The 25,646-nt window shown below is 68.5% G+C and carries 25 protein-coding genes; 6 read left to right on the top strand and 19 right to left on the bottom strand.

The features are described from left to right. Positions 1-73: 73 nt before the first annotated feature. Together LU699_RS15940 and ispG are read right to left on the bottom strand one after the other, a co-directional pair. Entirely contained in the window at positions 74-778 is a 705-nt protein-coding gene (locus tag LU699_RS15940; protein ID WP_425491121.1) for a phosphatase PAP2 family protein, read from the bottom strand. Further along, positions 768-2,075 (bottom strand): flavodoxin-dependent (E)-4-hydroxy-3-methylbut-2-enyl-diphosphate synthase, encoded by a 1,308-nt coding sequence (ispG, locus tag LU699_RS15935; RefSeq protein WP_232135849.1) that lies wholly within the window; start codon positions 2,073-2,075, stop codon positions 768-770. The genes LU699_RS15940 and ispG overlap by 11 nt, the downstream gene beginning before the upstream one ends. A 127-nt stretch (positions 2,076-2,202) precedes the next feature. On the opposite strand from ispG, the gene LU699_RS15930 reads away from it, so the two are divergent. Continuing rightward, positions 2,203-3,444 carry an ATP-binding protein gene (locus LU699_RS15930; protein WP_232135850.1) on the top strand — a complete coding sequence of 414 codons (1,242 nt, stop codon included), beginning with the start codon at positions 2,203-2,205 and terminating at the stop codon, positions 3,442-3,444. Next, entirely contained in the window at positions 3,441-4,022 is a 582-nt protein-coding gene (locus tag LU699_RS15925) for a response regulator transcription factor (RefSeq protein WP_232135853.1), read from the top strand. Before LU699_RS15930 ends, LU699_RS15925 begins: the two co-directional genes overlap by 4 nt. 219 nt (positions 4,023-4,241) lie before the next feature. Here the strand turns inward: LU699_RS15925 and LU699_RS15920 are convergent, their stop codons facing one another. Beyond that, on the bottom strand, positions 4,242-4,781 hold the full coding sequence (locus LU699_RS15920) for a copper chaperone PCu(A)C (protein WP_232135855.1): 540 nt from the start codon (positions 4,779-4,781) through the stop codon (positions 4,242-4,244). A 419-nt stretch (positions 4,782-5,200) separates the two neighbouring features. Here LU699_RS15920 and xseA point away from each other — a divergent pair, with 419 nt between their 5' ends. The 3 genes from xseA (at position 5,201) to LU699_RS15905 (ending at position 9,862) form a co-directional block, all read left to right on the top strand. Continuing rightward, positions 5,201-6,544 (top strand): exodeoxyribonuclease VII large subunit, encoded by a 1,344-nt coding sequence (gene xseA, locus LU699_RS15915; RefSeq protein WP_232135856.1) that lies wholly within the window; start codon positions 5,201-5,203, stop codon positions 6,542-6,544. A gap of 159 nt (positions 6,545-6,703) precedes the next feature. Continuing rightward, complete coding sequence (locus tag LU699_RS15910; protein ID WP_232135857.1) at positions 6,704-8,353, top strand: acetolactate synthase large subunit; 1,650 nt, start codon at positions 6,704-6,706, stop codon at positions 8,351-8,353. Between the two features lie 42 nt (positions 8,354-8,395). Continuing rightward, positions 8,396-9,862 (top strand): aldehyde dehydrogenase family protein, encoded by a 1,467-nt coding sequence (locus tag LU699_RS15905; protein ID WP_232580278.1) that lies wholly within the window; start codon positions 8,396-8,398, stop codon positions 9,860-9,862. Positions 9,863-9,883: 21 nt separating this feature from the next. On the opposite strand, the gene LU699_RS15900 is transcribed toward LU699_RS15905, so the two are convergent. From LU699_RS15900 to LU699_RS15840, 13 genes are all read right to left on the bottom strand, one after another. Further along, positions 9,884-11,689: a sensor domain-containing diguanylate cyclase gene (locus tag LU699_RS15900; protein ID WP_232135859.1), complete on the bottom strand. Its 1,806-nt coding sequence runs from the start codon at positions 11,687-11,689 to the stop codon at positions 9,884-9,886. A 55-nt stretch (positions 11,690-11,744) separates the two neighbouring features. Continuing rightward, positions 11,745-11,996: a hypothetical protein gene (locus LU699_RS15895; protein ID WP_232135860.1), complete on the bottom strand. Its 252-nt coding sequence runs from the start codon at positions 11,994-11,996 to the stop codon at positions 11,745-11,747. A 21-nt stretch (positions 11,997-12,017) separates the two neighbouring features. Beyond that, positions 12,018-12,818 carry an SAM-dependent methyltransferase gene (locus LU699_RS15890; RefSeq protein ID WP_232580277.1) on the bottom strand — a complete coding sequence of 267 codons (801 nt, stop codon included), beginning with the start codon at positions 12,816-12,818 and terminating at the stop codon, positions 12,018-12,020. Between the two features lie 28 nt (positions 12,819-12,846). Next, the gene (locus LU699_RS15885; protein ID WP_232135862.1) at positions 12,847-13,410 is read right to left on the bottom strand and encodes a GNAT family N-acetyltransferase; all 564 of its coding nucleotides are present in this window, start codon (positions 13,408-13,410) and stop codon (positions 12,847-12,849) included. Positions 13,411-13,556: 146 nt separating this feature from the next. Next, positions 13,557-14,192, bottom strand: coding sequence for a bifunctional phosphoribosyl-AMP cyclohydrolase/phosphoribosyl-ATP diphosphatase HisIE (hisIE, locus tag LU699_RS15880; protein WP_232135863.1), 636 nt, complete (start codon positions 14,190-14,192; stop codon positions 13,557-13,559). Further along, positions 14,189-14,962, bottom strand: coding sequence for an imidazole glycerol phosphate synthase subunit HisF (gene hisF / locus LU699_RS15875; protein ID WP_232580276.1), 774 nt, complete (start codon positions 14,960-14,962; stop codon positions 14,189-14,191). The genes hisIE and hisF overlap by 4 nt, the downstream gene beginning before the upstream one ends. Further along, the gene (gene hisA, locus LU699_RS15870; protein ID WP_232135867.1) at positions 14,956-15,690 is read right to left on the bottom strand and encodes a 1-(5-phosphoribosyl)-5-[(5-phosphoribosylamino)methylideneamino]imidazole-4-carboxamide isomerase; all 735 of its coding nucleotides are present in this window, start codon (positions 15,688-15,690) and stop codon (positions 14,956-14,958) included. Before hisA ends, hisF begins: the two co-directional genes overlap by 7 nt. 3 nt (positions 15,691-15,693) lie before the next feature. After that, positions 15,694-16,293 carry an imidazole glycerol phosphate synthase subunit HisH gene (gene hisH / locus LU699_RS15865; protein WP_232135869.1) on the bottom strand — a complete coding sequence of 200 codons (600 nt, stop codon included), beginning with the start codon at positions 16,291-16,293 and terminating at the stop codon, positions 15,694-15,696. 190 nt (positions 16,294-16,483) lie between these two features. Further along, positions 16,484-17,569, bottom strand: a complete 1,086-nt coding sequence (hisB, locus tag LU699_RS15860; RefSeq protein ID WP_232135871.1) for a bifunctional histidinol-phosphatase/imidazoleglycerol-phosphate dehydratase HisB — start codon at positions 17,567-17,569, stop codon at positions 16,484-16,486. Then, positions 17,566-18,648, bottom strand: coding sequence for a histidinol-phosphate transaminase (gene hisC / locus LU699_RS15855; RefSeq protein ID WP_232135872.1), 1,083 nt, complete (start codon positions 18,646-18,648; stop codon positions 17,566-17,568). Before hisC ends, hisB begins: the two co-directional genes overlap by 4 nt. Continuing rightward, complete coding sequence (hisD, locus tag LU699_RS15850; RefSeq protein WP_232135874.1) at positions 18,645-19,982, bottom strand: histidinol dehydrogenase; 1,338 nt, start codon at positions 19,980-19,982, stop codon at positions 18,645-18,647. The genes hisC and hisD overlap by 4 nt, the downstream gene beginning before the upstream one ends. Continuing rightward, on the bottom strand, positions 19,979-20,893 hold the full coding sequence (gene hisG / locus LU699_RS15845; protein WP_232135876.1) for an ATP phosphoribosyltransferase: 915 nt from the start codon (positions 20,891-20,893) through the stop codon (positions 19,979-19,981). The genes hisD and hisG overlap by 4 nt, the downstream gene beginning before the upstream one ends. A gap of 10 nt (positions 20,894-20,903) precedes the next feature. Beyond that, complete coding sequence (locus LU699_RS15840; RefSeq protein ID WP_232135877.1) at positions 20,904-21,227, bottom strand: YerC/YecD family TrpR-related protein; 324 nt, start codon at positions 21,225-21,227, stop codon at positions 20,904-20,906. Positions 21,228-21,455: 228 nt separating this feature from the next. On the opposite strand from LU699_RS15840, the gene LU699_RS15835 reads away from it, so the two are divergent. After that, positions 21,456-21,788, top strand: coding sequence for a tetratricopeptide repeat protein (locus LU699_RS15835; protein WP_232580275.1), 333 nt, complete (start codon positions 21,456-21,458; stop codon positions 21,786-21,788). Positions 21,789-21,935: 147 nt separating this feature from the next. Here the strand turns inward: LU699_RS15835 and LU699_RS15830 are convergent, their stop codons facing one another. The 3 genes from LU699_RS15830 to hisS are packed head-to-tail and all read right to left on the bottom strand — an operon-like array spanning position 21,936 to position 25,634. Further along, positions 21,936-22,298, bottom strand: a complete 363-nt coding sequence (locus tag LU699_RS15830) for a hypothetical protein (RefSeq protein ID WP_232135879.1) — start codon at positions 22,296-22,298, stop codon at positions 21,936-21,938. Next, complete coding sequence (locus LU699_RS15825; protein ID WP_232135880.1) at positions 22,295-24,211, bottom strand: HAL/PAL/TAL family ammonia-lyase; 1,917 nt, start codon at positions 24,209-24,211, stop codon at positions 22,295-22,297. Before LU699_RS15825 ends, LU699_RS15830 begins: the two co-directional genes overlap by 4 nt. A gap of 52 nt (positions 24,212-24,263) precedes the next feature. Then, a complete protein-coding gene (gene hisS, locus LU699_RS15820; RefSeq protein ID WP_232135881.1) occupies positions 24,264-25,634 on the bottom strand; it encodes a histidine--tRNA ligase in 1,371 nt (456 codons plus the stop codon). Positions 25,635-25,646: the final 12 nt, after the last annotated feature.

Here is a 25,646-nt window from a genome sequence, read left to right as displayed (position 1 = left end):
GCAGCGATGGGTTTCGCTCCGCTCTACCCATCCTACGAAGAGCGCCACAGATCGGAGCGGCAAGCCCCGCATCCTACGGCCGGTCCAACGCCCTTTGCCCGAACCGCGGCCGGTGATACATCACCAGATACACCCCCACCACCCACGCCGACGCCGCAGCCCAGCCGGCCAGAATGTCCGACGGGTAATGCACGCCCAGATACACACGCGACAGGCCGACCATCGGCACGAACACGGCCATCGCGGCGATGACCCACCAGCGCGCGCGGGTCGGCCAGGCCAGCAGGATCAGCACCGCGGCCAGCGTCATCGACCCCATCGCATGACCGCTGGGAAAACTGTAAGTCGCCTCGGGCGCGATCGAGTCCCAAAGACTGGGGCGGTCGCGCGCGAACAGGCGCTTGGTCGCGAGATTCAACAACGCCGAGCCGCCGGTCGCGACCGCGACGAACAGGCCATCGCGCCAGCGCTTCATCGCCAGCAGGATCAACACCAGCGCGATGTCGACCGGCACGACGCCCTTGGCGTAACCGATCTCGGAGAAGAACAGGAATACGCGGGTGAAGCCTTCGCGCGCGACGTCCTGCGCGAACAGCAGGATCGGCTCGTCGAACGGAATCGCTTCCGATTCGTGGACTTCGTCGGCGAGTTCCATGAAGCCCCACATCGGCAGCAGCACGCCGACGAACAGCAACAGGAATTTCAGGCCGTGACGGCGCAGCAGGCCGCCGGTTTCGCGTGAGCCCTCGGCGACGACGTCCGCGCCGTCAGACGGCATCGACGCGGCGGCCGTAGTTGCGGTGCACATAGTCGTCGACCAGCGCGACGAACTCGTGCGCGATGTTCTCGCCGCGCAGCGTCAACGCCTTCTCGCCGTCGATGAAGACCGGCGCAGAGGGCGCCTCGCCAGTGCCCGGCAGCGAAATGCCGATGTTGGCGTGGCGCGATTCGCCGGGGCCGTTGACCACGCAGCCCATCACCGCGAGCGTCATGTTCTCCGCGCCCGGGTGGGTGATCTTCCACTCCGGCATCTTGTCGCGCACGTGGTCCTGGACCACGCCGGCCAGCTCCTGGAAGAACTCCGACGTGGTGCGGCCGCAGCCGGGACACGCGGTGACCATCGGCGTGAACGCGCGCAGGCCCATCGTCTGCAGCAGTTCCTGCGCGACGACGACTTCCTTGGTGCGCGACGCGCCGGGCTCGGGGGTGAGCGAAATGCGGATCGTGTCGCCGATGCCTTCCTGCATCAGGATCGCCAGCGCAGCGCTGGACGCGACCATGCCCTTGCTGCCGATGCCGGCTTCGGTGAGGCCCAGATGTAGCGCGAAATCGCTGCGCGCCGCCAGATCGCGATACACGGCGACCAGTTCCTGCACGCCGCTGACCTTGGCACTGAGCACGATGCGATCGCGACCGAGACCGAATTCGACGGCGCGCTCTGCCGAATCGACGGCGGAGCGGATCAGTGCCTCGCGCAGCACGCGACCGGCGTCCCAGGGCACGGCGCGCTTGGCGTTCTCGTCCATCAGCGCGGCGGCGAGCGACTGGTCGAGCGAGCCCCAGTTCGCGCCGATGCGCACCGGCTTGTCGTAGCGCATCGCGAATTCGATCAGCTGACCGAACTGCAGATCCTTCTTCTTGCCGAAGCCGACATTGCCCGGGTTGATCCGGTACTTCGCCAGCGCTTCCGCACAGGCAGGTTCGCCGGTCAGCAGCTGGTGTCCGTTGTAGTGGAAGTCGCCGATGATCGGCACTTCGATGCCCTGCATCGCCAGCCGCTCGACGATCCGCGGCACCGCGGCGGCAGATTCGGGATTGTTGACCGTGATGCGCACGAGTTCCGAACCGGCGCGCCACAACTCGCCGATCTGCTTGGCGGTGGAGGCGATATCGGCGGTGTCGGTATTGGTCATCGACTGCACGACCACCGGCGCATCGCCACCGACGGCGATGCCGCCGACAAGGACCTGACGCGTGCCGCGGCGCGCGGCGGCGCCGAAGGCCGGCAACGCCACGGGTTCGGACAGGCAGGCTTCCGGCGCGTGCGCGCTGGTTGGAACAGGCTGGGCGGACATGCGCGCATTTTAGCGGGTCGCGCCGGTCTTTTCGGTGACGCCTGGCCTAACCGCCTGTGTGCCTGCCCGCGGGTGCGACCGAAGGCCGCAGGGCGGCCCGCGGCCCCCTGCACTACGATGGCCGGCGATGCAGCCGCAACCGCCCGCCACCGCCCTGCTCCGCACCCTGTACAGCCTGCGCTGGTTCGCGGTGGGCGGGCAGTCGTTGACGATCCTCTGGGCGACGCACAGCTTCGACATGGCGCTGCCGCGCTGGCCGCTGTGGGGTCCGGTGCTGATGCTGGCGGCGTTCAACGTCGTCGTGCACCTGCGCCTTGCGCACAGCCGCGACGCCGCGCCGGCCGAGGCCTTCGCGCACGTGCTGGTCGATACCGCCGTGCTGGCCTGGCTGGTGGCCTGGACCGGCGGCATCGCCAATCCCTTCGCATCGCTGTTCCTGCTGCCGATCGCACTGACCGCGATGGCGCTGCCGCAGGCCTGGGCGATCGCCGCCGCGCTGGCCTGCGTGACCGGCTACATGCTGGCGGTCAACTTCGGCCAGCCGCTGCCGCACCTGCACGACCATTTCGACCTGCATCTGGCCGGCATGGCGGTGAACTTCTTCCTGTCGATGGCGCTTGTCTCGTACTTCCTGCTGCGCCTCGCCGCCGCACGCGACCGCCGCGAGCAGGAACTGGCGAGCTTGCGCGAACGCTTCGTGCGCAACGAGGGCATCCTCGCGCTGGCCACGCACGCGGCCTCGGTCGCGCATGAACTCAATACGCCGCTCGGCACGATGACCCTGCTGCTCGACGATCTCGATACCAGCGCCATGGGCCGCGACGGCGCCGAGGACGTGGCCACGCTGCGCCGGCTGGTCGATACCTGTCGCGACCGCGTGCGTTCGCTGGCCGATCCTGCCGATCCCGCGGCGAGCACGCGCGTCGACATCGGCCGCGTGCTCGAACACTGGCAACTGGTGCGACCGGCGATCGTGCTCGAACGCAGCGGCAACGTGGACATGCACGAACGCGTGGACCGCACGATCGGCCATCTGCTGCTCGCCCTGCTCAACAACGCCGCCGACGCCAGCGAAGGCAACGGCAGCACCCGCGTCGACCTGCGCCTGCAGATCGAGGACGGCGTGCTCGATGGCGCAATCCGCGACTACGGCACCGGCTTCGATGCGCAGGCGCCGTTCCTGCCGGTGCTGTTTCGCAGCGGCAAGCCCGACGGCCTCGGCGTGGGCCTAGCTCTGTCGCATGCGGCGATCGAACAACTGGGCGGCGAACTGGACATGGAGGAAGCCGACGGCGGCGGCGCACGCGTGCATTTCCGCGTGCCGGTCGGCGCCGGCGACAGCCACCGCGACACGGAGACGATGCGATGAAGGGCCTGCTGGTCGACGACGACATCCTGTACCTGGACGCGCTGCGACGCGCGTTGACGCGGCGTGGCATCGAATGCGAGATCGCCGCCGATCCCGCCACCGCGCTGGCGGTCGCCACGCGCATCGCGCCCGATTTCGCACTGGTCGATCTCAAGCTCGGGGATGCCTCGGGCCTGTCGCTGATCGAACCGCTGCGCGCGATCCGCGCCGACATGCGCATCCTGCTGGTCACCGGCTACGCGAGCATCGCGACCGCGGTGGAAGCGATCAAGCGCGGCGCCGACGACTACCTGCCCAAACCGGTCTCGGCCGACACGCTGCAGCGCATCCTGCTCGATACCGAGACCGACACCGCGCCGGGCGCCCCGCTGCCCGAACGCGACGAGGACGACACCCTCGAAAGCCCGACGATGATTCCGCTGCACCGACTGGAGTGGGAACACATCCAGCAGGCGCTGGCGGAAACCGGCGGCAACATCTCCGCGACCGCGCGCCTGCTCGGCATGCACCGCCGCTCGCTGCAGCGCAAGCTCGCCAAGCGTCCCGGGCCGGAACGCCGTCCGCCGACCGACGGCTGAAAGCCCTACGTAGGATGGGTAGAGCGCAGCGAAACCCATCGTTGCAGTCCTGATGGGCGCGGTGGCGACTGGTAAAGCCGAGCTAGCCATCGCGGTCGCAGTCGATTGCCGTTTGCGCACGCTATAGGACGCGGACCTCGCCAGTTGTCCCGGCGAACCGACGCATGGCAATGATGGGTTTCGCTGCGCTCTACCCATCCTGCGAATGCGCTCCGTCGATCAGTGGCCGGTGTGATCGGCCGCAGGCGCATCGCCTGCGAGCGGACGCACTTCGAAGGTCACGGCCTGTTCCGGCGCATTGGCGAAGCGCAGCTTGGCCTCGATCGACTGGCCGGCGCGCACCGGCTCGACCGGATCGATGAACATCAGATGGTTGCCACCGGGCTTCAGCGTGACCTCGGCGCCCGCGGGTAGTTCGACACCGTCGGCCAGTTCGCGCATGCGCATCATGCCGCCCTCGTGCGACATCTCGTGGATCTCGACGCTGGCCGCCGCCGGCGTGTCGACCGAGAGCAACCGGTCGGCTGCACTGCTGCGCAGCGTGAGGTAGCCACCGGCGACGGCGGCGTTCGGTGGCGTCTCGCGGATCCACGCCTCGCTGACGACGATGCCGGCGCTGGCATCGGCAGCATTCGCGGCCGGCGTCTGCGACGTCGCTGACGACGCAACCGGCGCGGCGGGCTGGCAACCCGCGAGCGCCAGGATCAGACCGGCGGCGATGGGACCGATGGCGAGGGAAAACGGACGGCGTGCGGACATCGCGGTGCTCCTTGAGTCGACAGGTGGGCCGGAATCGCGCCCGATGGCGTGCAGTATCGCAGCGCGCGATATCCGGCCGTCGCGCGACACGAGCGACCGCCATGCTGGCCGCGTGGAGGCGGCGATGCCAATGCGACCGGGTGTCGCAGTGAGGTTGCGCTGCCCTACCCACGTCCAGATCGCTTCATCAATCTGTGCCGTCATCCCGGCGACGGCCGGGATCCAGCGACTTCCTGGGCAGCGCACGTTGAACAACTGTGCGCTCAAGCATCTACGGCATTGCTGCGGACCGCTGGAGGGTTACAAGGCGCTGGATCCCGGCTTTTGCCGGGATGACGATGCAGAGAGCACCACGCACGCCGGGCTCCAGTCCAAGCGCGCGCCAGCTCGCATTTACATCCGACCGGTATCCTGTCCCCATGCAAGACAGCCCCCCGTCCGACGTTCTCACCCCCACCCAGCTCAACACGCTGGCGCGTGGTCTGCTCGAAGACACGTTTCCGAACGTCGTCGTCGAAGGCGAACTCGGCAATCTGTCGCGGCCGGCGTCGGGGCATCTGTATTTCACGCTCAAGGATGCTCGCGCGCAGGTGCGCTGCGCGCTGTTCCGCTCGCGCAGCCAGGGCCTGCGCTTCGTGCCGCGCGAAGGCCTGCTGGTTCGCGCGCGCGGTCGGGTGACGCTGTACGAGGCACGCGGCGACTACCAGCTGATTCTCGATTCGCTGGAGGAAGCCGGCGAAGGCGCACTGCGTCGCGCGTTCGACGTGCTGAAGGCCCGGTTGCAGGCCGAAGGCCTGTTCGATGCCGAGCGCAAACGCGCCCTGCCCGCATTTCCGCGGCGGATCGGCGTCATCACCTCGCCCTCCGGCGCAGCGGTGCGCGACGTGTTGAGCGTGCTCGCACGGCGCCTGCCGCTGGTCGAGGTCGACGTGCTGCCGGTGCCGGTCCAGGGCACCGATGCACCGCCGAAGATCCGCGCGATGCTCGAGCGCGCCGGTGCCAGCGGCCGTTACGACGTGATCCTGCTGGCGCGTGGCGGCGGTTCGCTGGAAGACCTGTGGGCGTTCAACGACGAGGCGCTTGCGCGTGCCGTCGCCGCTTCGCCCGTGCCCGTGGTGTCGGCGATCGGCCATGAGACCGACTTCAGCCTGACCGACTTCGCCGCCGATCTGCGCGCGCCGACACCCTCGGTGGCCGCGGAGTTGCTGGTCCCGGACCGCAACGAACTCGCGACGCGTGTGCGTCGCCTGCAACGTCATGTCGACGACACGCATCTGCGTGCGATGCAGCAGCGGTTCCAGCGTCTGGACCGCGCAGCACTTCGGCTGCAGGCCCAGCGCCCGCAGGCGCGTCTGGATGCGCTGCGCCTGCGTCAGGACGAAGCGCTGCGGCGGCTGTCGATGGCGATGCGTCAGCAACTGCAGCAGCGCGGCGCACGGCTGCGCCACGCGGAAGCGGTATTGCGCGCGGGCACTCCGAAGCGTCGTCTGCAGCAACTGCGTGAGCGCCTCGCTGCGCTCGGCCCGCGACCGCGTGCGGCACTTGCCCGTCATCTCGAACGCGATCAACTGCGTCTGCGCGGACTTGCCCGTTCGCTGGAAGCGGTGAGCCCATTGGCCACGATCGCCCGCGGCTACAGCATCCTGCAGCGCGAAGACGGCGGCGTCGTTCGCAGCGTCTTCGATGCCTCGCCGGGCGAGCCGCTGCAGGCGCGGCTGGTGGATGGCAGCCTGCGCGTGCGGGTGGAGTCATCGGAGTCCTGATCCGGGCGCTGTCCTGACCGGGCATCACGTGCCTGCGCGGCCGCAGCGACCCGGCTGGCCTTGCATGCGGACCGGACGCAGCGTTCCGCCCCATCTCGCCCGCCGCTCACGCCGCCGCTGTCATGCTGGGCGCCCACGTCACGACGGAGTTCCCGCACGATGACCAAGGCGTCCGATCTGTTCGTCCAGGCGCTCGAAGCCGAGGGCGTGACCCACGTCTTCGGCATTCCCGGCGAGGAAAACCTCGACCTGCTCGAATCCCTGCGCGCGTCCGACATCGCGCTCGTCCTCACCCGTCACGAGCAGGCCGCCGGCTTCATGGCCGCGACCTACGGGCGCCTGACCGGTCAGGCCGGCGTGTGCCTGTCGACGCTCGGCCCCGGCGCGACCAATCTCGTCACGCCGGCCGCCTATGCGCAGCTCGGCGCGATGCCGATGCTGATGATCACCGGGCAGAAGCCGATCCGCACCAGCAAGCAGGGCCATTTCCAGATCGTCGACGTCGTCGACATGATGCGGCCGCTGACCAAGTCGACGCATCAGCTGGTGTCCGCCGATGCCATTCCGGCGCGCGTACGCGATGCGTTCCAGCGTGCGGAAGAAGAACGTCCCGGCGCGACCCATCTCGAACTGCCACAGGACATCGCCGGCGACGATACCGATGCGCGTCTCCTGCCCGCGCCCTATACGCGCCGACCACTGGCCGAGCACAAGGCGATCGCCCACGCGGCGGAAGCCATCAGCAATGCCAAGCATCCGCTGCTGATGATCGGCGCGGGCGCCAACCGCAAGACCACGGCGAAGATGCTGCGCGCCTTCGTCGACCGGCTCGGCATCCCGTTCTTCAGCACGCAGATGGGCAAGGGCGTGCTCGACGAAACGCATCCGCTGTGGCTCGGTACCGCCGCGCTGTCGGACAAGGATTTCGTGCACCGCGCGATCGACGCGGCCGACTGCATCGTCAACATCGGTCACGACGTCATCGAGAAGCCGCCGTTCTTCATGCGCAGCGGCCGGCGCACGGTGATCCACGTGAACTACGAGAGCGCCGTCGTCGACCAGGTGTATTTCCCGCAGATCGAGGTCGTTGGCGACATCGCCAACACGGTCTGGCAGCTCGCCGAAGCGCTGGATGCACCGCAGGCGCATTGGGACTTCGCGTTCTTCGATCGGGTGCGCACGGCGCTGTGCGAGAACATCGCCGCGCTTGCCGCCGACGACCGCTTTCCCGTGCACGGCCCGCATCTGGTCAAGACGCTGCGCGACGCGCTCGATCCGCATGACATCGTCTGTCTCGACAACGGCCTCTACAAGCTGTGGTTCGCGCGCAATGACCGCTGCCGTGCGCCGAACACCCTGCTGCTCGACAACGCGCTGGCGACGATGGGCGCAGGCTTGCCGTCAGCAATCGCCGCGAAGCTGGTGCATGAGGACCGCAAGATCGTCGCGGTCTGCGGCGACGGCGGTTTCATGATGAATTCGCAGGAGCTCGAAACCGCAGTGCGTCTGAAGCTTGATCTCGTGGTCATCGTGCTGCGCGACGATGCCTACGGCATGATCAAGTGGAAGCAGCAGCACGAGGATTACCCCGTCTACGGCATGGACTATGGCAACCCTGATTTCGTGCGCTACGCAGAGAGCTACGGCGCGCGCGGCCATCGTCCGGACAGCGCCGCGGCCTTCGCCGACGTCCTGCGCACCGCGCTGGACACACCGGGCGTGGATCTGATCGATCTCGCCATCGACTACGGCGACGACGACGCCCTGCTCAACACCGAAATTCCCGAGCGCAGCGCCGCGATCGACTGATCCGCGCCGCGTTTTTCCTTTCGTCCGATTCCGGAGCGCCCCATGGCCACGAAGAAGACCGCCCGCAAGCCCACCGGCCTTGCCCGCAGCTACCCCTACTACCTCGCCAACGCCGCAGTTGCCGCGAACACCGATCTCGAGGTGCGCGACAAGTACAGCGGTAAGGTTGCCACGCGCGTCGCGATGGGCGACGCCGCTGCGATCCGCAAGGCGATCGTCGCCGCACACAAGGCGCGCGGACCGATGGCCGACTTCCCGCCGGACAAGCGTCGCGACGTGCTCGAACACTGCGTGCGCCGCTTCGAGGAACGTTTCGACGAACTCGCGCTCGCGCTGTGCATCGAGGCCGGCAAGCCGATCAAGGATGCGCGCGGTGAAGTCACGCGCCTGATCGACACCTTCCGCATCGCGGCCGGCGAAGCCACCCGCAGCGAAGGCGAGTTCATCGAGCTGCAGATCTCGGAACGCACGCGTGGCTATCGCGGCATGGTCAAGCGCGTGCCGATCGGCGTGTGCAGCTTCATCACGCCGTTCAACTTCCCCTTGAACCTGGTCGCGCACAAGGTCGCACCGGCGATCGCGGCGGGTTGTCCGTTCGTGCTCAAGCCGGCAGCGAAGACGCCGGTCGGCGCGCTGATCATCGGCGAGATCCTGGCCGAGACCGATCTGCCCAAGGGCGCGTTCTCGGTGATCCCGTGCAGCAATGAAGATGCAGCGGCGCTGACCGAGGACGAGCGCATCGCGCTGCTGAGCTTCACCGGCGGCCTGATCGGCTGGGACCTCAAGGCGCGCGCAGGCAAGAAGAAAGTCGTACTGGAACTCGGCGGCAACGCGGCCTGCATCGTCGACGAGGATCCCGGCCTGCCGCTGGACAAGGTGGTCGAACGTCTGGTGTTCGGCGCCTATTACCAGTCTGGCCAGAGTTGCATTGGCGTCCAGCGCATCTACGCGCATCGCACGGTGCACGAGGCGCTGCGTCGCAAGCTCAAGAAGGCGATCAGCGCGCTGCGCAGTGGCGATCCGCGCGACGAGAACACGTTCGTCGGCCCGGTGATCGACAGCGACGCGGCCGACCGCATCGAGTCCTGGATCGACGCCGCACGCAAGGCCGGCGCCAAGGTCATTGCCGGCGGCAAGCGCGAGGGCAACATCATTCCCGCGACGCTGCTGGAGAAGGTCCCGCGCGACGCCGACCTGGAGCGCAAGGAAGTATTCGGCCCGGTCGCGTTGCTTGAACCGGTCGACAGTTTCGACGAGGCGATCGCGCGGGTGAACGACAGCGACTTCGGCCTGCAGGCCGGCGTGTTCACCGGCAACCTGTCCCACGCGATGCGCGCGTGGGACAGGATCGAAGCCGGCGGCGTAGTGGTCGGCGACGTGCCGAGCTTCCGCGTCGACAACATGCCCTACGGCGGCATCAAGGATTCGGGCTGCGGCCGCGAAGGCGTGAAGTACGCGATCCGCGACATGACCGAGGAACGCCTGCTGGTGATCCGCGACCCGGCCTGAGGCCGGCGATCCGTCGCGCGATCAGGCAATCGCGCGGCGGGGCGGCACGTCCGCCAACGTGACCGGCTCGCGCACGATCTCGCGCAGCAGTTCGATCGTCTCCACCACCGCGTTCGCATCGTCGATGCCGGGCGCGTACACACGCACCTGCCGGCGCCCGCCACGCTTGGCGGCGTACATCGCCTGGTCGGCGTGACTGAGCAACGTCGCCAGCGCATAGCCGCCCTGCCGGGTTTCCGCGACACCGAAACTCGCCGCGAGCCGGAAGCCGTAACCCGCCGCGGCGGTATCGATCGCAGCGAAGCGTGCCTGCGCATCGCCCGCCAGACGCACGGCCGCCGATGCGTCCAGCCCCGGCAGCAGCATCGCGAACTCTTCGCCGCCGAGCCGCCCGAACGCGTCCATTCCGCGACACAGCGGCTGCACGGCTTCGGCGATCTGGCGCAGTGCCCAGTCGCCGGCGGCATGGCCGTGCCGGTCGTTAACCTGTTTGAAGTGGTCAAGATCGAACATCACCAGCGTCGCCGGCAGGCCGTCGCGCTCGCATTGCAGCAGCGCCGCGGTCGCACGTTCGGCAAAATGCTGCCGGTTGAAGATGCCGGTCAGCGCATCGGTCTCGGTCATGCGCTTGAGCCTGAGCTGCATGCGCTTGGTCTTGTAGGCCCAGTAGCCCACGGAGGCGACCAGTCCGACCAGCACCAGCGCGAGCAGCAGCCAGCTGCGCGCACGCTGCTCGGTGACGTTCTGCTGCAGCACCAGCAGCTGGTTCTTCTGGTGCAGCAGTTCGATCTGCTGCGCCTGCTGCAGCGACTGGTGACGCACGACCTGGTAGGCCATCTCGCGCGATTTGATGTCGTTGAAATGGGCGCGCTCGGCATCGGTGTAGAGCCGATAGGCGGCCAGCGCAGCGACCGGATCGTGATCCGCCATCGCGAGTTCGTACTGGACGCGGTGCGCGGTGACGCGCGCCTCGGTGGCGTTGGCGTCGTGGCTGTTCGCGAGCGCGGCCTCGGCATGCATGCGTGCGGCCGTCCGTCGTCCCGCGTGTTGCGCGAGCGCTGCGAGCGCGGCGCGGGTCTGCGCGATCAGGAAGGGGTACCCGGTGCGTTCGACATCGGCCAGGCCGCCACTGAGCATCGGCAACGCTTCCGCCTGCCGGTCCTGCGTTTCCCACTGGCGCGCGATATGCAGACGGACGAAGCCGGAGAAGATCGGCTCGCCCTGCGATTCGCAGCGCGCCAGCGATTCCTGGCCGAACCCGTCGGTGAAATGCTGGCCGATCCCGTTCATGGCCTCCAGGATCACGCCGCCCGCCGCGCAGGCATTGCGGCCTGCGGGATCGTCGCGCAGCACCCGCTCGGCGTACTGGCGCGCGAGGCGGAACTCACCGACCTGGTTGTAGACGATGGCCGCGACCATGAGCCCGCGGTGGCGAAGCTGGGTATCGCCGACCTGCTCGGCGATCGGCAGCATCGTCTCGAGCATGCGCAGCGAATCCTCGAACCGCCGCTGCACCGCGTACACGTTCGCCAGCATCGACGCGGTCTCGAAACGCGCGACCGGATCGGTCGTCGAGGACAGCAGGTCCGTCAGCTCTTCGATCGCGCGCGCGGACTGGCCGCTCGTCATCATCCGGTGCGCGCGCAGGATGCGGACCTGGTCGCGCTGGCTTGTCGTGGCGCCGGCCAGCATGCCGGACATCTGGTCGAGCAAAGCGTCGACACGCTTCGGGTCCGACGTCCGCAGGGTCGTCGCCTCGTCGATCAATGCATCGAGCGCCTCGCTCGCGAACACATGCGTCGGACATACGAGCCCCAGCAGCAGCACGCAGCTGAGCCAGCGCGCGCGCGATCGTCGGGATCGCGCAACGCCAGGCCGCACGTCAGACGGTGCGTTCGCCCGGCGCATCCCTGTCCTGCCCATCCTGATCGCCACCGTCATCGTCCTGATCGGGTTCGTCCTGCGCCGGCTCGCTCTGCCCGTCGTCGGGGGTCATGATCATGCAGGCGACGACCGTGGGCACGTCGGCTCCTTCGGCCAGAAACGCCTGCACCGCATCGGCCACGTTGGCGTCCACACGGTCGAAAGCCGTGCCCGCGCCCGCCGATTCCAGCAACGCCACAACGTCCAGCATGCAGTTCCCCTGCGTTCTGTTTCAGTCGTCCGCTTGCGGAACACGGGCCGGACGCACCGGCTCGCATTCCATCCCCACTTCCCGCTCCATCGCCCGAGCCGGCGGCACCACCAGCGTGGTGTGCTGGTGCAGCCTGGCATCCACGAGTTCCCCGAGCGGCAGCCGCTCGACGCGCGGCCGCACGGTGGGAAGCGTAGCAGCTTCGTAGAGCGTCACAACATGTTCAGGCGGGTAATCCCGGCCGAGCCGGTGGACGAGCATGGCCCGCTCCTCCCGTGTGTTCTGGAAACGGCCTGTGTCACGGATTCCGGCCACGCCGACCTGCCACAACACCAGCCAGGCGGACGGATCGATGATCCGGCGATAGAACAGGAACTGGCTCGCCTCGTAGTGCTGGCAGCCGACATCTCCGGGATCCACACCCAGATCCGCGTAGAGACAGTCCTCTGCCGAAATCCCCGGCTCCATGACGGCCTCGAAGCCCTCGGCCCGGGCGGCGGCAATCGCCTGGTGCGGCACCCGGGCGAAGACGCCCGGATGGCCGTAGAACGCGCCGCAGACGTCGTGGCCGGCGCGCACCTCGGCCATTATCGCGGCGACCATGTCGGCGTAGCTGCGGTGCCGGGAGCGGCCTGCACGGTAGAACGGCTGCAGGCTGCGGACAGCGGGGTTCATGCGCTGCACCCACAGTTCGACCAGCGGATCGGACACGGCGACGAACACGACGTCGGCCGTTTCGATGTGGCGCCGTGCGCGCGGACCCAGATGCGCGCCGAGCATCATCCCGACCCCGACACATGCCAGCCGGCCCTTGCTCTCCATCGCGATTTCCCCTGTGCGAGCGCGGAATCTAGTCGGCGGGCGGTGCGTCCACAAGCGCGCGCCAGGTCCGGCGATCGAGGCGCCAACGCTGCCAGCCATCGGCGGGCGCTTCCGGCACGAAGCCCAGGCGCTGCATCAGACCCATTGCCGCCGCATGGCCGACGCGATGCCGGGTCCACAGCGCATCGAATGCGCCGACGCGGAGCACGGCATCGCACAGATGACCGAGCGCGGTGGTGGCCACGCCCTGCGCCTGCATTGCCGGGGGCAGCAGCAGGCCGGTCTCTGCGGCGCGGCCATCAGCGTCGGGCACGAGGGACAGCAGCCCTCGCGCGCCTGAAACGGTGTCGAGCCGCCAGTAACGCGCGACCGACGGGGCGGCCTGCATCTGCCGCCGCGCCGCTGCGAACGCCCGGGTCGCGGCGTGATGATCGAGCACGGGCGCGACATGTCGCATCGTCCCGGGATCGGCGTACAGGGCGACGAACAGATCCGCATCCCCGTCGGACAGCATCGTGGCGCGTACATCGGTGGCGTGGAAATCCGCGGGCCAGCCGTGTGGCGAAGTCGCGCTTGCGGTGTCGGCGGTCATGGCCGGATCGCAGCTAGCACCGACCGAACGCCGGCAATCGCGGCACACGGTGCGTTCCGATGGGGCGTCAGGACAACGGGGTGGTCGGTGGGCACGGGCGCCGTCATCGAAGACACGAATCCCGCGATGATGCGCCCCGCCCGCCCTCAGCTGCCCCGCGCCGTCAGCACCCGCTCGACATCGGCCAGCGACAGGCCGCGCGCGCGCAGCAGCACGATCAGGTGATACAGCAGGTCCGCGCCCTCGCCCAGCAGCTCGTCGTCGGTCTGCACCAGCGCGGCAAGTGCGGTTTCGACGCCCTCCTCGCCGACCTTCTGCGCGATGCGGCGCACGCCGCCTTCGAACAGGCGGGTCGTGTAGCTGCCTTCGGGGCGTTCGCGCTCGCGGGTCTCGATCAGCGCGTCGAGTCCGGCGAGGACGCCGGCCGGCGCGGTCGGAAAACAACTCGGGCGCTGCAGATGGCAGGTCGGACCGCGCGGCGAGGCCAGCACCAGCAGCGTGTCGGCATCGCAATCGGCTTCCATCGAGACGAGCTCGAGCGTGTGCCCGGACTGTTCGCCCTTGGTCCACAGGCGGTTCTTGCTGCGGCTGAAGAAGGTGACCTCACCGCGGCGCAGGGTTTCGGCGAAAGCGGCGCGATCCATGTAGCCGAGCATCAGCACGCGCAGCGTGGCGGCGTCCTGCACGACGGCGGGGAGCAGACCGTCGCCCTTGGACCAGTCGAGCGTGTCGACGTCGGGGGCGATGGCGATGGCGGGGGTGTCGTCCTGCGGTTCGGTCATTGGAGTCTGATGTCGATGGCCTGATCGGCCAGTTCGCGCTTGAGCGCGGGGATGGCGATGCGGCCGCTGTGGAACACGCTGGCCGCGAGCGCGCCGTCGACATCGGCATCGATGAAGGCAGCGGCGAAGTGTACGGATGCACCCGCCCCTCCGGATGCAATCAGCGGCACCGGACACACCGCGCGCGCGGCCTGCAGCTGGGCGATGTCGTAGCCGGTGCGCACGCCGTCGTTGTCCATGCAGTTGAGGACGACCTCGCCTGCGCCCAGGCGCACGGCCTCGGCGATCCAGTCGAGCGTGCGGATCGGCAGTTCGCGGGTGCGGTCGGGATCACCGGTGTAGCTGCGCACGCGCCATTCGCCGTCGGTTTCGCGGATCGAATCGATGCCGACGACCACGCACTGCACGCCGAAGGCTTCGGCGAGCTCGGAGATCAGCGCGGGACGCTCCAGCGCAGGTGTATTGATCGAAATCTTGTCGGCGCCGGCGTGCAGCACCGCGCGTGCGGTGTCGACGTCGCGGATGCCGCCGGCGACGCAGAACGGAATGTCGATCAGCCGCGACACGCGCTCCACCCAGCCGCGATCGACCGAGCGGCCCTGCGGGCTGGCCGAGATGTCGTAGAACACAAGTTCGTCGGCGCCCTCGTCGCGATAGCGCAGCGCGAGATCGACGATGTCGCCCATGTCGACGTGATCGCGGAAACGCACGCCCTTGACCACGCGCCCCTCGCGCACGTCGAGACAGGGAATGATGCGGCGGCTCAGCATGCGAGCGCCTCGGCGACGCCCAGACGACCTTCGAGCAGCGCACGGCCGAGCACGATGCCGCCGCAACCCTGGGCCTTGGCCGCGCGCACATCGGCGAGCTCGCGCACACCACCGGAGGCCTGCACGTCGAGCGTGGGCACCAGCGCCTTGAGGTGCGCATAGAGATCGAGATTGGGACCCGACAGCATGCCGTCGCGGGCGATGTCGGTGCTCAGCAGATGGCGCAGGCCGCCCTGCGCATAGCGCACCGCGAGCACGTCGAGCGTGGCATCGGCGGTCTCGGTCCAGCCGTGTACCGGCAGATGCCAGACGCCATCGCGGCCCTGGCGGGTGTCGAGCGCGACGGTGATGCGCTCGGCGCCAAAGGTCTCGATCCACTCCAGCACCTGCGCCGGCTCGCGTACCGCCAGCGAGCCGACCACGACACGTTCGGCGCCTGCATCCAGGATGCGGCGCACGTCGTCTTCGGTGCGCACGCCACCGCCGGTCTGCACGCGCAGGCCGGTATCGGCGCGGATGCGCGCCAGTAGCGGCGCCAGCGTGTAACCACCTTCGCGCGCGGCATCGAGATCGACCAGATGCAGCCACTCCGCACCGGCGTCGGCATAGGCCTCGATCTGCACCAGCGGATCGTCGCCATAGCGGGTCTCCTGCGCGTAATCGCCTTGCGCCAGGCGCACGACGCGGCCGTGTCGGATGTCGATCGCGGGATAGACGGTGAATGCCATGACTCAGGCCTCGAACGCAGGGGACAGGAAATTGCGCAGCACGCGCGCGCCGACAGCGGCGGAGCGCTCGGGATGGAACTGGGTGCCGGCGATGTGGCCGCGACGCACGGCGGCCGCGAACGCCTGGCCGTGATCGCCAACCAGCACGCAGTCGTCGGTGACCGGCGCGGCGAAGCTGTGCACGAAGTAGGCCTGCGCGCCATCGACACCTTCGACCAGCGCATCGGGCCGCGTTGCGTGCAATGTGCTCCAGCCCATATGCGGCACGCGCAGTCCCGGACCGCCGCGCAGGCGCGACACGCGGCCCGGCAGCAGACCGAGACCGGCGACCTCGCCCTCTTCCGACGCATCGAACAGCAGCTGCATGCCAACACAGATGCCGAGCAGCGGACGGTCCAGCGTGCGCAGCACGTCGACCAGATCGAGCTGCTGCAGCCGCGCCATGACCTGCGCCGCCGTGCCGACACCGGGCAGGATCACCCGGTCTGCGGCTCGGATGCTGTCGGCATCGGTGACCAGAGCCGCGTCGATGTCGAGACGCTCGAAGGCGTAGCGCACGGAACCGGTGTTGGCGCCGCCGGCGTCGACAATTACGACGCGCATGGGTTTTCCTTCGAAGGTCGGCGATCTTTCGCGCGCAGCTCAACTACCGTCATTCCCGCGAAGGCGGGAATCCAGGGACTTTGCTGTCGGTTCATTAAGAACATCGCGCACAGCGACTTCCTGAAAGGAAGGCGCTGGATTCCCGCCTTCGCGGGAATGACGACCTCAAGCTTCGTCGCGTCCAACCCCATCACAACGTCCCCTTGGTACTCGGCAGCGCATCGCCACTGCGGCGCACGGCCTGACCGAGCGCGCGGGCGAAGGCCTTGAAGCAGGCTTCGACCTTGTGGTGATCGTTGTCGCCCTCGACCTTGAGGTTGAGGTTCAGCGCCGCCGAATCACAGATCGACCGGAAGAAATGCTCGACGAGCTCGGTCGGCATGTCGCCGACGCGTTCGCGCACGAAGCTGCCGTTGAAGACGAGATACGGCCGGCCGCCGAAGTCGAGCGCGGCGCTCGCCAACGTCTCGTCCATCGGCAACGTGAATCCGTAGCGCGCGATGCCGCGCTTGTCGCCGAGTGCTTCGCGCAAAGCCTGACCCAGCGCGATGCCGGTGTCTTCTATCGTGTGGTGTTCGTCGATCTGCAGATCGCCTTCGGCCTGCACCACCAGCGAAATGCCGGCGTGCTTGCCGATCTGGTCGAGCATGTGGTCGAAGAACGGCAGGCCGGTCGACACGCGCGCATCGGCAGCGGCATCGAGATCGAGTTCGATGCGGATGCGGGTTTCTTTGGTGTTGCGGACCACGGTCGCGCGGCGCGGCGCATCGCACAGTTCATGCGCGATGCCGGCCCAGTCCCACTCGCCGCCGAATTGCGCGGTGCGCAGCTTGAAGCCGCGGATGCCCAGGTTCTGCGCGAACTGGATGTCGGTATCGCGGTCGCCGATCATCGCCGAGCGGTCGAGATCGATGCCGCGATCGCGCAGGTAGTGCATCACCAGACCGAGCGCCGGCTTGCGGGTCAGTGCGTTGTCGGCCGGCCAGCTGCGGTCGACCAGCACTTCGCGGAACACGATGCCCTGGCTCTCGAAGATGCCGAGTATCAGATCGTTCGGGCCGTCGAACGTGGCCTGCGGATAGCCCTCGGTACCGAGGCCATCCTGGTTGGTGACGATGACGAACTCGAAGCCCGCATCGCGCAGGCGCAGCATCGCCGGAATCACGCCGGGCACGAAGCGCAGCTTCTCGAACGCGTCGATCTGGAAATCCTCGGGCTCCTGGATCAGGGTGCCATCGCGGTCGACGAACAGAATCTTCTTGCCGCGTGCACTCATGCCGCGATCTCCAAAGCTTGCAGGGCGGACAGCACGCGGGCGTTCTGCGCGGGCGTGCCGAGACTGATGCGCAATGCGTCGCCGAGCTGCGGCGCAGCGCGCTGGTCGCGCACGACGATGCCGGCCGACAGCAGCGCGGCGAAGGCGCGATCGGCATCGACGAAGCGCACCAGCAGGTAGTTGCCGGCCGACGGATACACCTGGCGCACGCCCGGCGCGGTCGCCAATGCAGCGGCCAACGCATCGCGCTCGGCGATGGCCTCGGCCACGCGTGCCTGCGTGACCTCCAGCGCCGCGGGCGACAGGCCGGCCAGCGCGAGATCGGCGCACGGCGTCGGAACCGGGTACGGCGCTTGGCAGCGTCGCAGCACCGCGATCAGGTCGGCATGGGCGATCGCCACGCCGATGCGCGCGGCGGCCAGCGCATGCGCCTTCGACAGCGTGCGCAGCACGACGATGTTGTCGTACGCGGCGAGTACGGTCGTGGCCGAGTCCGCGCCGGCGAATTCGATGTAGGCCTCGTCGACGACGACGACCGCCCTGCCCGCCAGCGCCTCGGCGAGGCTGGCGACATCGGACAATGGCACCAGGCCGCCCGTTGGATTCGACGGCGAACACAGGAAAACAAGCCGGGCCGAACGCGTGAGCGCCGCAGCGCGGACCGCCTCGACATCAACTGCGAATCCATCGGCGCCATCGACCAGCGGCACTTCGACGAAGTCGGCGCCCTGCAACCGCGCGCTGACCGCGTACATGCCGAACACCGGCGGCGTCGCCAGCACGGCATCGCGGCCGGGTACGCACAGGGCACGCACCAGCAGATCGATCGCCTCGTCGCTGCCCCGCCCGATCAGCAGCTGCCCGACATCGACGCCATACAGCTCGGCCAGCCGCGCCTGCAGTTCGGGCGGCTGCGGCGACGGATACCGCCGGCAGCGGCCGTCGGCATCGCCCGGATTCGACAGCGGCGCCTCGTTGGCGTTGAGCCAGACGTCGCCTTCGAGCCGCTGCGTGCGCGCGGACGCGTAGCCGGCGAAATCGCGCAGGTCTTCGCGGACCAGATCGCGCACGCCGCTCATGCCGACGCCTTCGTGATGCGCAGCGCGACCGCGTTCGCATGCGCGTCCAGACCCTCGGCGCGCGCCATGGTCACCGCGTCAGGGCCGATCGCACGGATGCCGGCAGCGTTCGCCGACTGCACGCTGACCGTGTTCTGGAAGCTCGACACGCTCACCCCGCTCCACGCGCGCGCCGCGCCGCCGGTGGGCAGCACGTGGTTGGTGCCGCTGCAGTAGTCGCCGAGCGCTTCGGGTGTCCAGTCGCCGAGAAACACCGAGCCGGCGACCTCGACCTTGTCGAGCCAGTTGCGCGGTGAACGCAGCGCCAGAATCAGGTGTTCGGGCGCGTAGCGGTTGCTGATGCCGAACGCGGCGTCGAGCGTTTCCACCAGCAGCAGACGCGAACGCGCCATCGCCTGGCGAGCGATCGCCGCGCGCGGCAAGGCCGCCAGTTGTGTGGAGAGTTCTGCGCGCACTTTCTCCAGCAGTGCATCGTCGTCGGACAGCAGCAGCACCTGCGAGTCCGGACCGTGTTCGGCTTGCGACAGCAGATCGGCGGCGACGAAGGCGGCGTCCGCACCGGCATCGGCGATCACCAGCACTTCCGAAGGGCCGGCCGGCATGTCGATCGCGACCGTGCCCGACTGCGCGACCTGCTGCTTGGCCTCGGTGACGAAGCTGTTGCCGGGCCCGAACAGCTTGTCGCAGGCAGGCACGCGCGCAGTGCCGAAAGCCATCGCGGCGATCGCCTGCGCGCCGCCGAGCTTGAACACGCGGTGCACGCCGGTGAGTTTCGCAGCCACAAGCACCGCCGGATCGGCACTGCCATCCGGACGCGGCGGCGTGCACAGCACCACTTCCCGGCACCCGGCCAGGCGCGAGGGCACGCCGAGCATCAATGCAGTGGAAGGCAGTGGCGCGGTGCCGGCGGGAACGTACAGGCCGACGCGCGGAATCGGGCGCACGATGCGCGCGCAGTTGACGCCGTCCGCGGTGTCGACGTTGTAGCCGGCGGTCATACCCGCAGCGTGGAAGCGCTCGATGCGCGCCGCGGCATTGACCATCGCCTGACGAAGTTCCGCGGGCACGGCAGCCTCGGCGACTGCGAATTCTTCGGCATCGACTTCGAAGTCTTCGAGGACGACGCGATCGAAACGTTCGGTCAGTTCGCGCAGGGCGTCATCGCCGCGAGTGCGCACATCGTCGAGCACATCGGCGACCGCGCTGCGCGTCTGCGCGGCCACGGCCTGCGTGGGCCGGCGCAGCAGTTCGGTGCGCGCGTCGGCATCGGCGGCGTCCCAGTCGACGATCACGGGAATCGCGCTGTCGATGGACGAAGTTCTGGTGGCGCTCATGCCAGCATCCGCTCCACCGGCAGCACCATCAGACCGGCGGCGCCGGCCTGCTTCAGCGCTTCGAGACGCGGCCAGGTCATCTCGCCGTGGCAGAGCACCTGCAACGCGACCTTGTCGCTACCGTCCACCTGCAGCAGCGTCGGCGCTTCGGCATCGGGCAACAGCTTGAGCAGCGCGTCCACACCGTCGCGGCGCGACTGGAACATCACCAGCCGGCTGTCACGCAGTCGGAGCACGCCGTCGAGACGGCGCAGCAACAGCGACGCGAGCTCGCCACGCACATCGGCGAACGGCGTGACCGGGCCGGCCAGCACGGCTTCGCTGGTCATCAGCGTGACCGCGGGCTTGAGCTGGTTCGCGGTCAGCGTGGCGCCGCTGGAGACCAGATCGCAGATGAAGTCGGCCTGGCCCAGACGCGGCGCGATCTCGACCGAACCCGAGAGATTGACGATCGTCGCCTGCACGCCCTGCGTGTCCAACCATTGCTGCAGCAGGCCCGGATAGCTGGTCGCGATGCGACTGCCCTGGAGCTGCGCCGGCCCGGTCCATTCGGTGGACTCGGGAATCGCGATATCGAGCCGGCAGCCACCGAAACCGAGACCGCGCACCGCTTTCGACACCTGCGGCAGGCCACGCAGCGCGCGATCCGCGCCGACCTCGTCGAGCACGTTGCGCCCGACGATGCCGTAATCGCAGACGCCATCGGCGAGCAGGCCCGGGATGTCGTCATCGCGCACCAGCAGCAGATCGACCGGCAGCGTTTCGCCGTAGCAGAACAGCTTGTCGCGGCTCTCGCGCCAGGACAGACCGCAGGACGCCAGCAGCGCACGCGCCGGCTCGCTCAGCCGACCGGACTTCTGGATGGCGATGCGCAGGCGATCGCGCGTGGCGCCGCCGTTCACAGGACTCATGGGGATGACCTCAGTGGGATTCGGGTGTGCGCGCCACACGGCGCGCCGCGATCGCATAGCCGCCGGCGCCACGATCGAGCGTGCGCGCGACGCGGCCGACGGTCGTCACGCTGACGCCGGTGCGCTCGTGGATTTCGCGATACGGCACGCCCTGCTGCAGCAGCGGCACCACGCGCCAGCGATCGACCAGTGCTTCCAGCTCGGCCGGCGTGCACAGATCGTCGAGAAACCGCGCGACCTCGTCGGCCGTCTTCAAGCCCGCAAACGCGCGTGCCAGCGCCTTCAGCGAGGCACTGGCTTCATGGTCCGGCAGGGGTTCGGGGCGTTGCTTCACGGGCGTGATTGTTTGTATCAATGTAATAGCGTGCTAGTACATTACGCCGATTCCGATCGAAGTCAACTGGCGGGTCGATGCCGTACAGCGTCCGTTGCCACGCGCCCGAGCGATACGCGGGCGTTCTGAGGGCTGCGTCCGCAGGGCACCGGCTGGACTGCAGCGTTCCACCGCGCTCGCGCGCGATCAGCGAGAATCCTGCGTCGATCTTCCGGACACAGGTGATCCATGCGCGAACGATTGCAGGCGCTGCTCGATGCCGGGCGCGACGATGCGCTGCTGCGCTTCGGGCTGGGCAATGCCTGTCTGCAGGCTGGCGACCTGGACGCAGCGGCGACGCATCTGGCGGCCGCGACGCAGCTTGATCCGGATTACTCGGCCGCGTGGAAACTGCTCGGCAAGACGCTACTGGCGTTGGAAAGAGAAAACGAAGCCGAAGCGGCTTGGCGCGCGGGGCTGGAGGCAGCGGCTCGGCGCGGGGACGTGCAGTCGTCGAAGGAGATGACGGTGTTCCTGCGGCGGATCGAGCGCGGGCGGCAGGCGGGTGCTGATCGCGGGTAGCGCCCTGCACTACAACGATGGATTCGATGCGCGCGCCTGGCCTTTGGGATCGCCGGCCAGGGCTGTGGAAGCAGGCTAGCGCGCGATCGGCTCGCGCCGGAAGGCCTCATCGCGCGAAAGCGCACGCCCACACCAGTCGGCGGTCTTTCAGTCGACGCGCTTGCGCATGTGCATCGCCATCCATGCCAACGCGACGCCCGTCAGTGCGCCGGCCGACGACATGAACACCCGGGCGGCGAGGAAGTTCGGGTCGTGGATCTTCTGCAGTGCGATGCGCGCGTAGACCGGCGATTCGAGCCGCACCACGCCCATGTAGAACAGGTGCCAGGCGTCGATGCCGGTCGCGATTGCCAGGGCGACGAGGCTGCCCCATCCGATCGCGTGTCCGTGCGTCCAGCGGCTGCGCGCGCCGAGCCAATGGAACACGAGGTAACAGACCGCGCCGACCACGAGCGCGATCAGCGCCGCCTCCAGCACGCCCAGCCAGCCGAAGTGCAGCGCGAGGTTCAAGCGGCCGGGCCGGAAGACTGCACGCGCCAGCGCGGCAGCACGCCGAGCAGCGCGCCATCGGACACCAGCTTCACCGCGGCAGCGACTTCACCGTCGAGCGCGCGGTCGCGGTCAAGGAACGGGATCGACTCGCGCACGATGGCGTGCGCCGCGGCGACGATCTCACCGGGGTGGAAGGGCTCGCAGGCGGCGAGCTCCGCGCGCAGCGCTTCGACCTCGTCGACGAAGGCACCCCGGGTCGGACGATCCGATGCGGGACCGCCCTGCACCTTCGCGGCCAGCGCTTCCGCATCACCGCGCCGCGCGAGATCGCGCGCCGCGTTGATCATGTCCACGCGCAGATCGAGCGCCTGCGCGGCGGTGTAAATCTCCAGCGCCAGCACCTTGCCCAGATCCTCGGCCATCGACAGCACGTGGCGCGCTTCGTTGGTGCCCATCGACACATGGTCTTCGGCGTTGGCGCTGGTCGGGATCGAGTAGACGCTGGCCGGATGCGCACGCGTGGCGAGATCGTTGACGATCGCCGCCGCGGTGTACTGCACGATCATGTAGCCCGACTCGGTCGCGTCCTCGTTGCCGATCAGGAAGCCCGGCAGGCCGTCGTTCGTCGCCGGATCGACCAGCTTGTTGAGACGACGTTCGGAGATCGACGCGAGCACCGGAATCGCCGCCTTGACGTAGCTCATCGCCAGCGCGAGCGGCATGCCGTGGAAATGGCCGGCGGAGATGACCTTCTCTTCGACGTGCTCGGCCTCGCGGTCGGGGAACACCAGCGGATTGTCGGTGACCGCATTGAGTTCGATCTCGAACACGCGCTTGCCCTGCTCGATCGCATCGCGCACGGCGCCGTGCACCTGCGGAATGCAGCGCAGCGAATAGCTGTCCTGCGGCTGGTGCTTCTTGCCGCCGCGGAACGGACGGAAGCGCGTGTAGAACTTCTCGCGGCCGTGGCGCTGGTCGCTCGGCACCCAGTCCCAGCCGATGTCGAAGCGCAGCGCTTGCGCATCGGTGGTGTCCCAGCTGGTCGGCAGCCACGGGCGGAAGCGCGGCACGAGGTGATAGGGAATGTCGGCGAGCGTGGAGCCGGCGAGCAGTTCGCGCAGATGCGCGGCGACCTCGACCTGGCCCGGATGCGGTCGCAATGCATGCACGTCCGCATCGAACGCGCCCAGACGACCCGCGAAGGCGTCGATCGTCATCGCCGCGGCGAGATCGGCGGTGTCGAGCAGCGCGTCGAGCTTCTGCAGCGCGAGCACGCCGGTGGCGAGCATCTGCGCGGTGCCGTTGTTGAGCGCCAGACCTTCCTTGTACGAGAGCGTGACCGGCTCGAGACCGGCGCGCTTCAGCGCCTCGGCACCCGGCATCCGTTCGCCGTCGACGAAGGCCTCGCCCCCGCCCAGCAGCACGATCGCCAGATGCGACAGCGGCGCGAGATCGCCCGACGCACCGACCGACCCCAGCGCCGGCACCACCGGCACGATGCCGGAATTGAGCAGCGCGGCCAGCGCCTGCAGCGTCTGCACGCGGATGCCCGAATGACCCTTGAGCAGCGTGTTGATGCGGATGCACAGCATCGCGCGCACCACGTCCGCGGACAGCGGTTCACCGACGCAGACCGCATGGGTCACGATCAGATTGACCTGCAGTTCCTCGTGCAGCGAGCGGCCCGAGGGCGTCGCGCCCGGCAGATCGTCGCGCAGCGGACGCGCACCGAGCAGTCGGTCGGCATTGCTGCCGAAGCCGGTCGACACGCCGTAGATCGGTTCCTCTCGGCGCACCTGTTCGGCAAGGAAATCGGCGGCGCGGGCAACGCCGGTCAGTGCATCGTCATCGAGCGCGACCGGCGCGCCGTGCGCGACCATGACCAGCTGTGCGCGCGTCAGCGAACGGCCGTCGATGCGGATGGATTTCATCGTTCGTCTCCCTCCCGGAGCACAGAGGCGGCGCGATGCGCCGCCGACAACATCAGGGCATCGACCGCGCCTGCTCGCGCTCGACCAGCAGCGTGCGCGGCAGGTCGTCGTCGGCGACCTCGAACTGTTCGCCGCGGCGCAGATCCTTGACCGCGACCACGCCCTTGGCAGCTTCGTCCTCGCCGCGGATAACAACGAAGCGGATGCCGGCGCGGTCGGCGTACTGCATCTGCTTGGCGAGCTTGCGCGGTTCGAGCTGGGTTTCGACGTTGAGACCGCTGCTGCGCAGGCGCTGCGACAGCGCGAGCGCATCGGGCAGCGAGGCGTCGTCGAGCAGCGTCACCAGCACGTCGACAGAACTGTCGGCGGTCGCGATCAGACCGGCTTCGCGCAGCTGCCAGAACAGGCGCGTCAGACCGATCGAGATGCCGACGCCCGGCAGCTTCGACTTGGTGTAGTGGCTGGCGAGATTGTCGTAGCGGCCGCCCGAACAGATCGAACCGATCTGCGGATGCGCATCGAGGATCGTCTCGTAGACCATGCCGGTGTAGTAATCGAGGCCGCGCGCGATCGACAGATTCAATGCGTAGCGCGATTCCGGCACGCCGAGCGCGCGCAGCTGGTTGAGCAGGTCGCGCAGTTCAGTGCGGCCCTCTTCGAACAGCCCGGTGCCGGCGCCGAGCGCATCCAGCTTCTCCAGCGCATCGTCGTGGCCGGTCGAGCGCACGCGCGAGAATGCGAGCAGGCGCTCGGCGACCTCGTCGGACAGGCCGAAGTCTTCGCCGGTCAGCGTGGCGCGCACCGCGTCCTCGCCCCGCTTGTCGAGCTTGTCGATCTCGCGCAGCACGCTCATCTGCCGCGTGTCGTCGATACCCTGCCCTTCGAAATAGCCGCGCAGCAGCTTGCGGTGGTTGAGCTGGATCGTGAACTCGCCGATGTCGAGCGCAGCGAACACCGCGCTGATCACCGCCGGCACTTCGGCGTCGTAACGCGGCGACAGCGCATCCTTGCCGATCACGTCGATGTCGCACTGGTAGAACTCGCGGAAGCGGCCGCGCTGTGCGCGTTCGCCGCGATACACGCGCTGCATCTGGTAACGGCGGAACGGGAATGCGAGGTCGTGCTCGTGCTCGGCGACATAGCGCGCCAGCGGCACGGTGAGGTCGAAACGCAGGGCCAGTTCCGGCAGGCCTTCTGCCGCTTTCTCGAGCGCTCCGGTGGACTGCACGAAGTACACCTGCCGCTCGGTCTCGCCGCCCGATTTGGTCAGCAGCGTGTCCGACAGTTCGAACACCGGCGTCTCGATCGGCAGGAACCCGAAGCCCTCGAACGTGCGGCGGATCGTGTCCAGCATGCGCTGGAAGGCGATCTGGTCGCGCGGCAACAGTTCCATGACGCCGGGCGGGGTCCGGGGCTTGATCATGCGGGCAGGCTC

Origin of the sequence: Luteimonas fraxinea (assembly GCF_021233355.1) — a bacterium.
GTDB classification, from domain to species: Bacteria; Pseudomonadota; Gammaproteobacteria; order Xanthomonadales; family Xanthomonadaceae; genus Luteimonas; species Luteimonas fraxinea.
This window is presented reverse-complemented; position numbering and strand designations above follow the sequence as displayed.

Bases quoted from the DNA above. Each gene is read 5' to 3' on its own strand.
- LU699_RS15930 (WP_232135850.1), top strand. From the start codon at position 2,203: ATGCAGCCGCAACCGCCCGCCACCGCCCTGCTCCGCACCCTGTACAGC.
- ispG (WP_232135849.1), bottom strand. From the start codon at position 2,075: ATGTCCGCCCAGCCTGTTCCAACCAGCGCGCACGCGCCGGAAGCCTGC.
- hisS (WP_232135881.1), bottom strand. From the start codon at position 25,634: ATGATCAAGCCCCGGACCCCGCCCGGCGTCATGGAACTGTTGCCGCGC.
- LU699_RS15910 (WP_232135857.1), top strand. From the start codon at position 6,704: ATGACCAAGGCGTCCGATCTGTTCGTCCAGGCGCTCGAAGCCGAGGGC.
- LU699_RS15890 (WP_232580277.1), bottom strand. From the start codon at position 12,818: ATGGAGAGCAAGGGCCGGCTGGCATGTGTCGGGGTCGGGATGATGCTC.
- LU699_RS15940 (WP_425491121.1), bottom strand. From the start codon at position 778: ATGCCGTCTGACGGCGCGGACGTCGTCGCCGAGGGCTCACGCGAAACC.
- LU699_RS15825 (WP_232135880.1), bottom strand. From the start codon at position 24,211: ATGAAATCCATCCGCATCGACGGCCGTTCGCTGACGCGCGCACAGCTG.
- hisH (WP_232135869.1), bottom strand. From the start codon at position 16,293: ATGCGCGTCGTAATTGTCGACGCCGGCGGCGCCAACACCGGTTCCGTG.
- LU699_RS15895 (WP_232135860.1), bottom strand. From the start codon at position 11,996: ATGCTGGACGTTGTGGCGTTGCTGGAATCGGCGGGCGCGGGCACGGCT.
- hisF (WP_232580276.1), bottom strand. From the start codon at position 14,962: ATGCTGAGCCGCCGCATCATTCCCTGTCTCGACGTGCGCGAGGGGCGC.
- xseA (WP_232135856.1), top strand. From the start codon at position 5,201: ATGCAAGACAGCCCCCCGTCCGACGTTCTCACCCCCACCCAGCTCAAC.
- LU699_RS15920 (WP_232135855.1), bottom strand. From the start codon at position 4,781: ATGTCCGCACGCCGTCCGTTTTCCCTCGCCATCGGTCCCATCGCCGCC.
- hisIE (WP_232135863.1), bottom strand. From the start codon at position 14,192: ATGACCGAACCGCAGGACGACACCCCCGCCATCGCCATCGCCCCCGAC.
- hisA (WP_232135867.1), bottom strand. From the start codon at position 15,690: ATGGCATTCACCGTCTATCCCGCGATCGACATCCGACACGGCCGCGTC.
- hisC (WP_232135872.1), bottom strand. From the start codon at position 18,648: ATGAGCGGCGTGCGCGATCTGGTCCGCGAAGACCTGCGCGATTTCGCC.
- LU699_RS15885 (WP_232135862.1), bottom strand. From the start codon at position 13,410: ATGACCGCCGACACCGCAAGCGCGACTTCGCCACACGGCTGGCCCGCG.
- LU699_RS15905 (WP_232580278.1), top strand. From the start codon at position 8,396: ATGGCCACGAAGAAGACCGCCCGCAAGCCCACCGGCCTTGCCCGCAGC.
- LU699_RS15925 (WP_232135853.1), top strand. From the start codon at position 3,441: ATGAAGGGCCTGCTGGTCGACGACGACATCCTGTACCTGGACGCGCTG.
- hisB (WP_232135871.1), bottom strand. From the start codon at position 17,569: ATGAGTGCACGCGGCAAGAAGATTCTGTTCGTCGACCGCGATGGCACC.
- hisD (WP_232135874.1), bottom strand. From the start codon at position 19,982: ATGAGCGCCACCAGAACTTCGTCCATCGACAGCGCGATTCCCGTGATC.
- hisG (WP_232135876.1), bottom strand. From the start codon at position 20,893: ATGAGTCCTGTGAACGGCGGCGCCACGCGCGATCGCCTGCGCATCGCC.
- LU699_RS15835 (WP_232580275.1), top strand. From the start codon at position 21,456: ATGCGCGAACGATTGCAGGCGCTGCTCGATGCCGGGCGCGACGATGCG.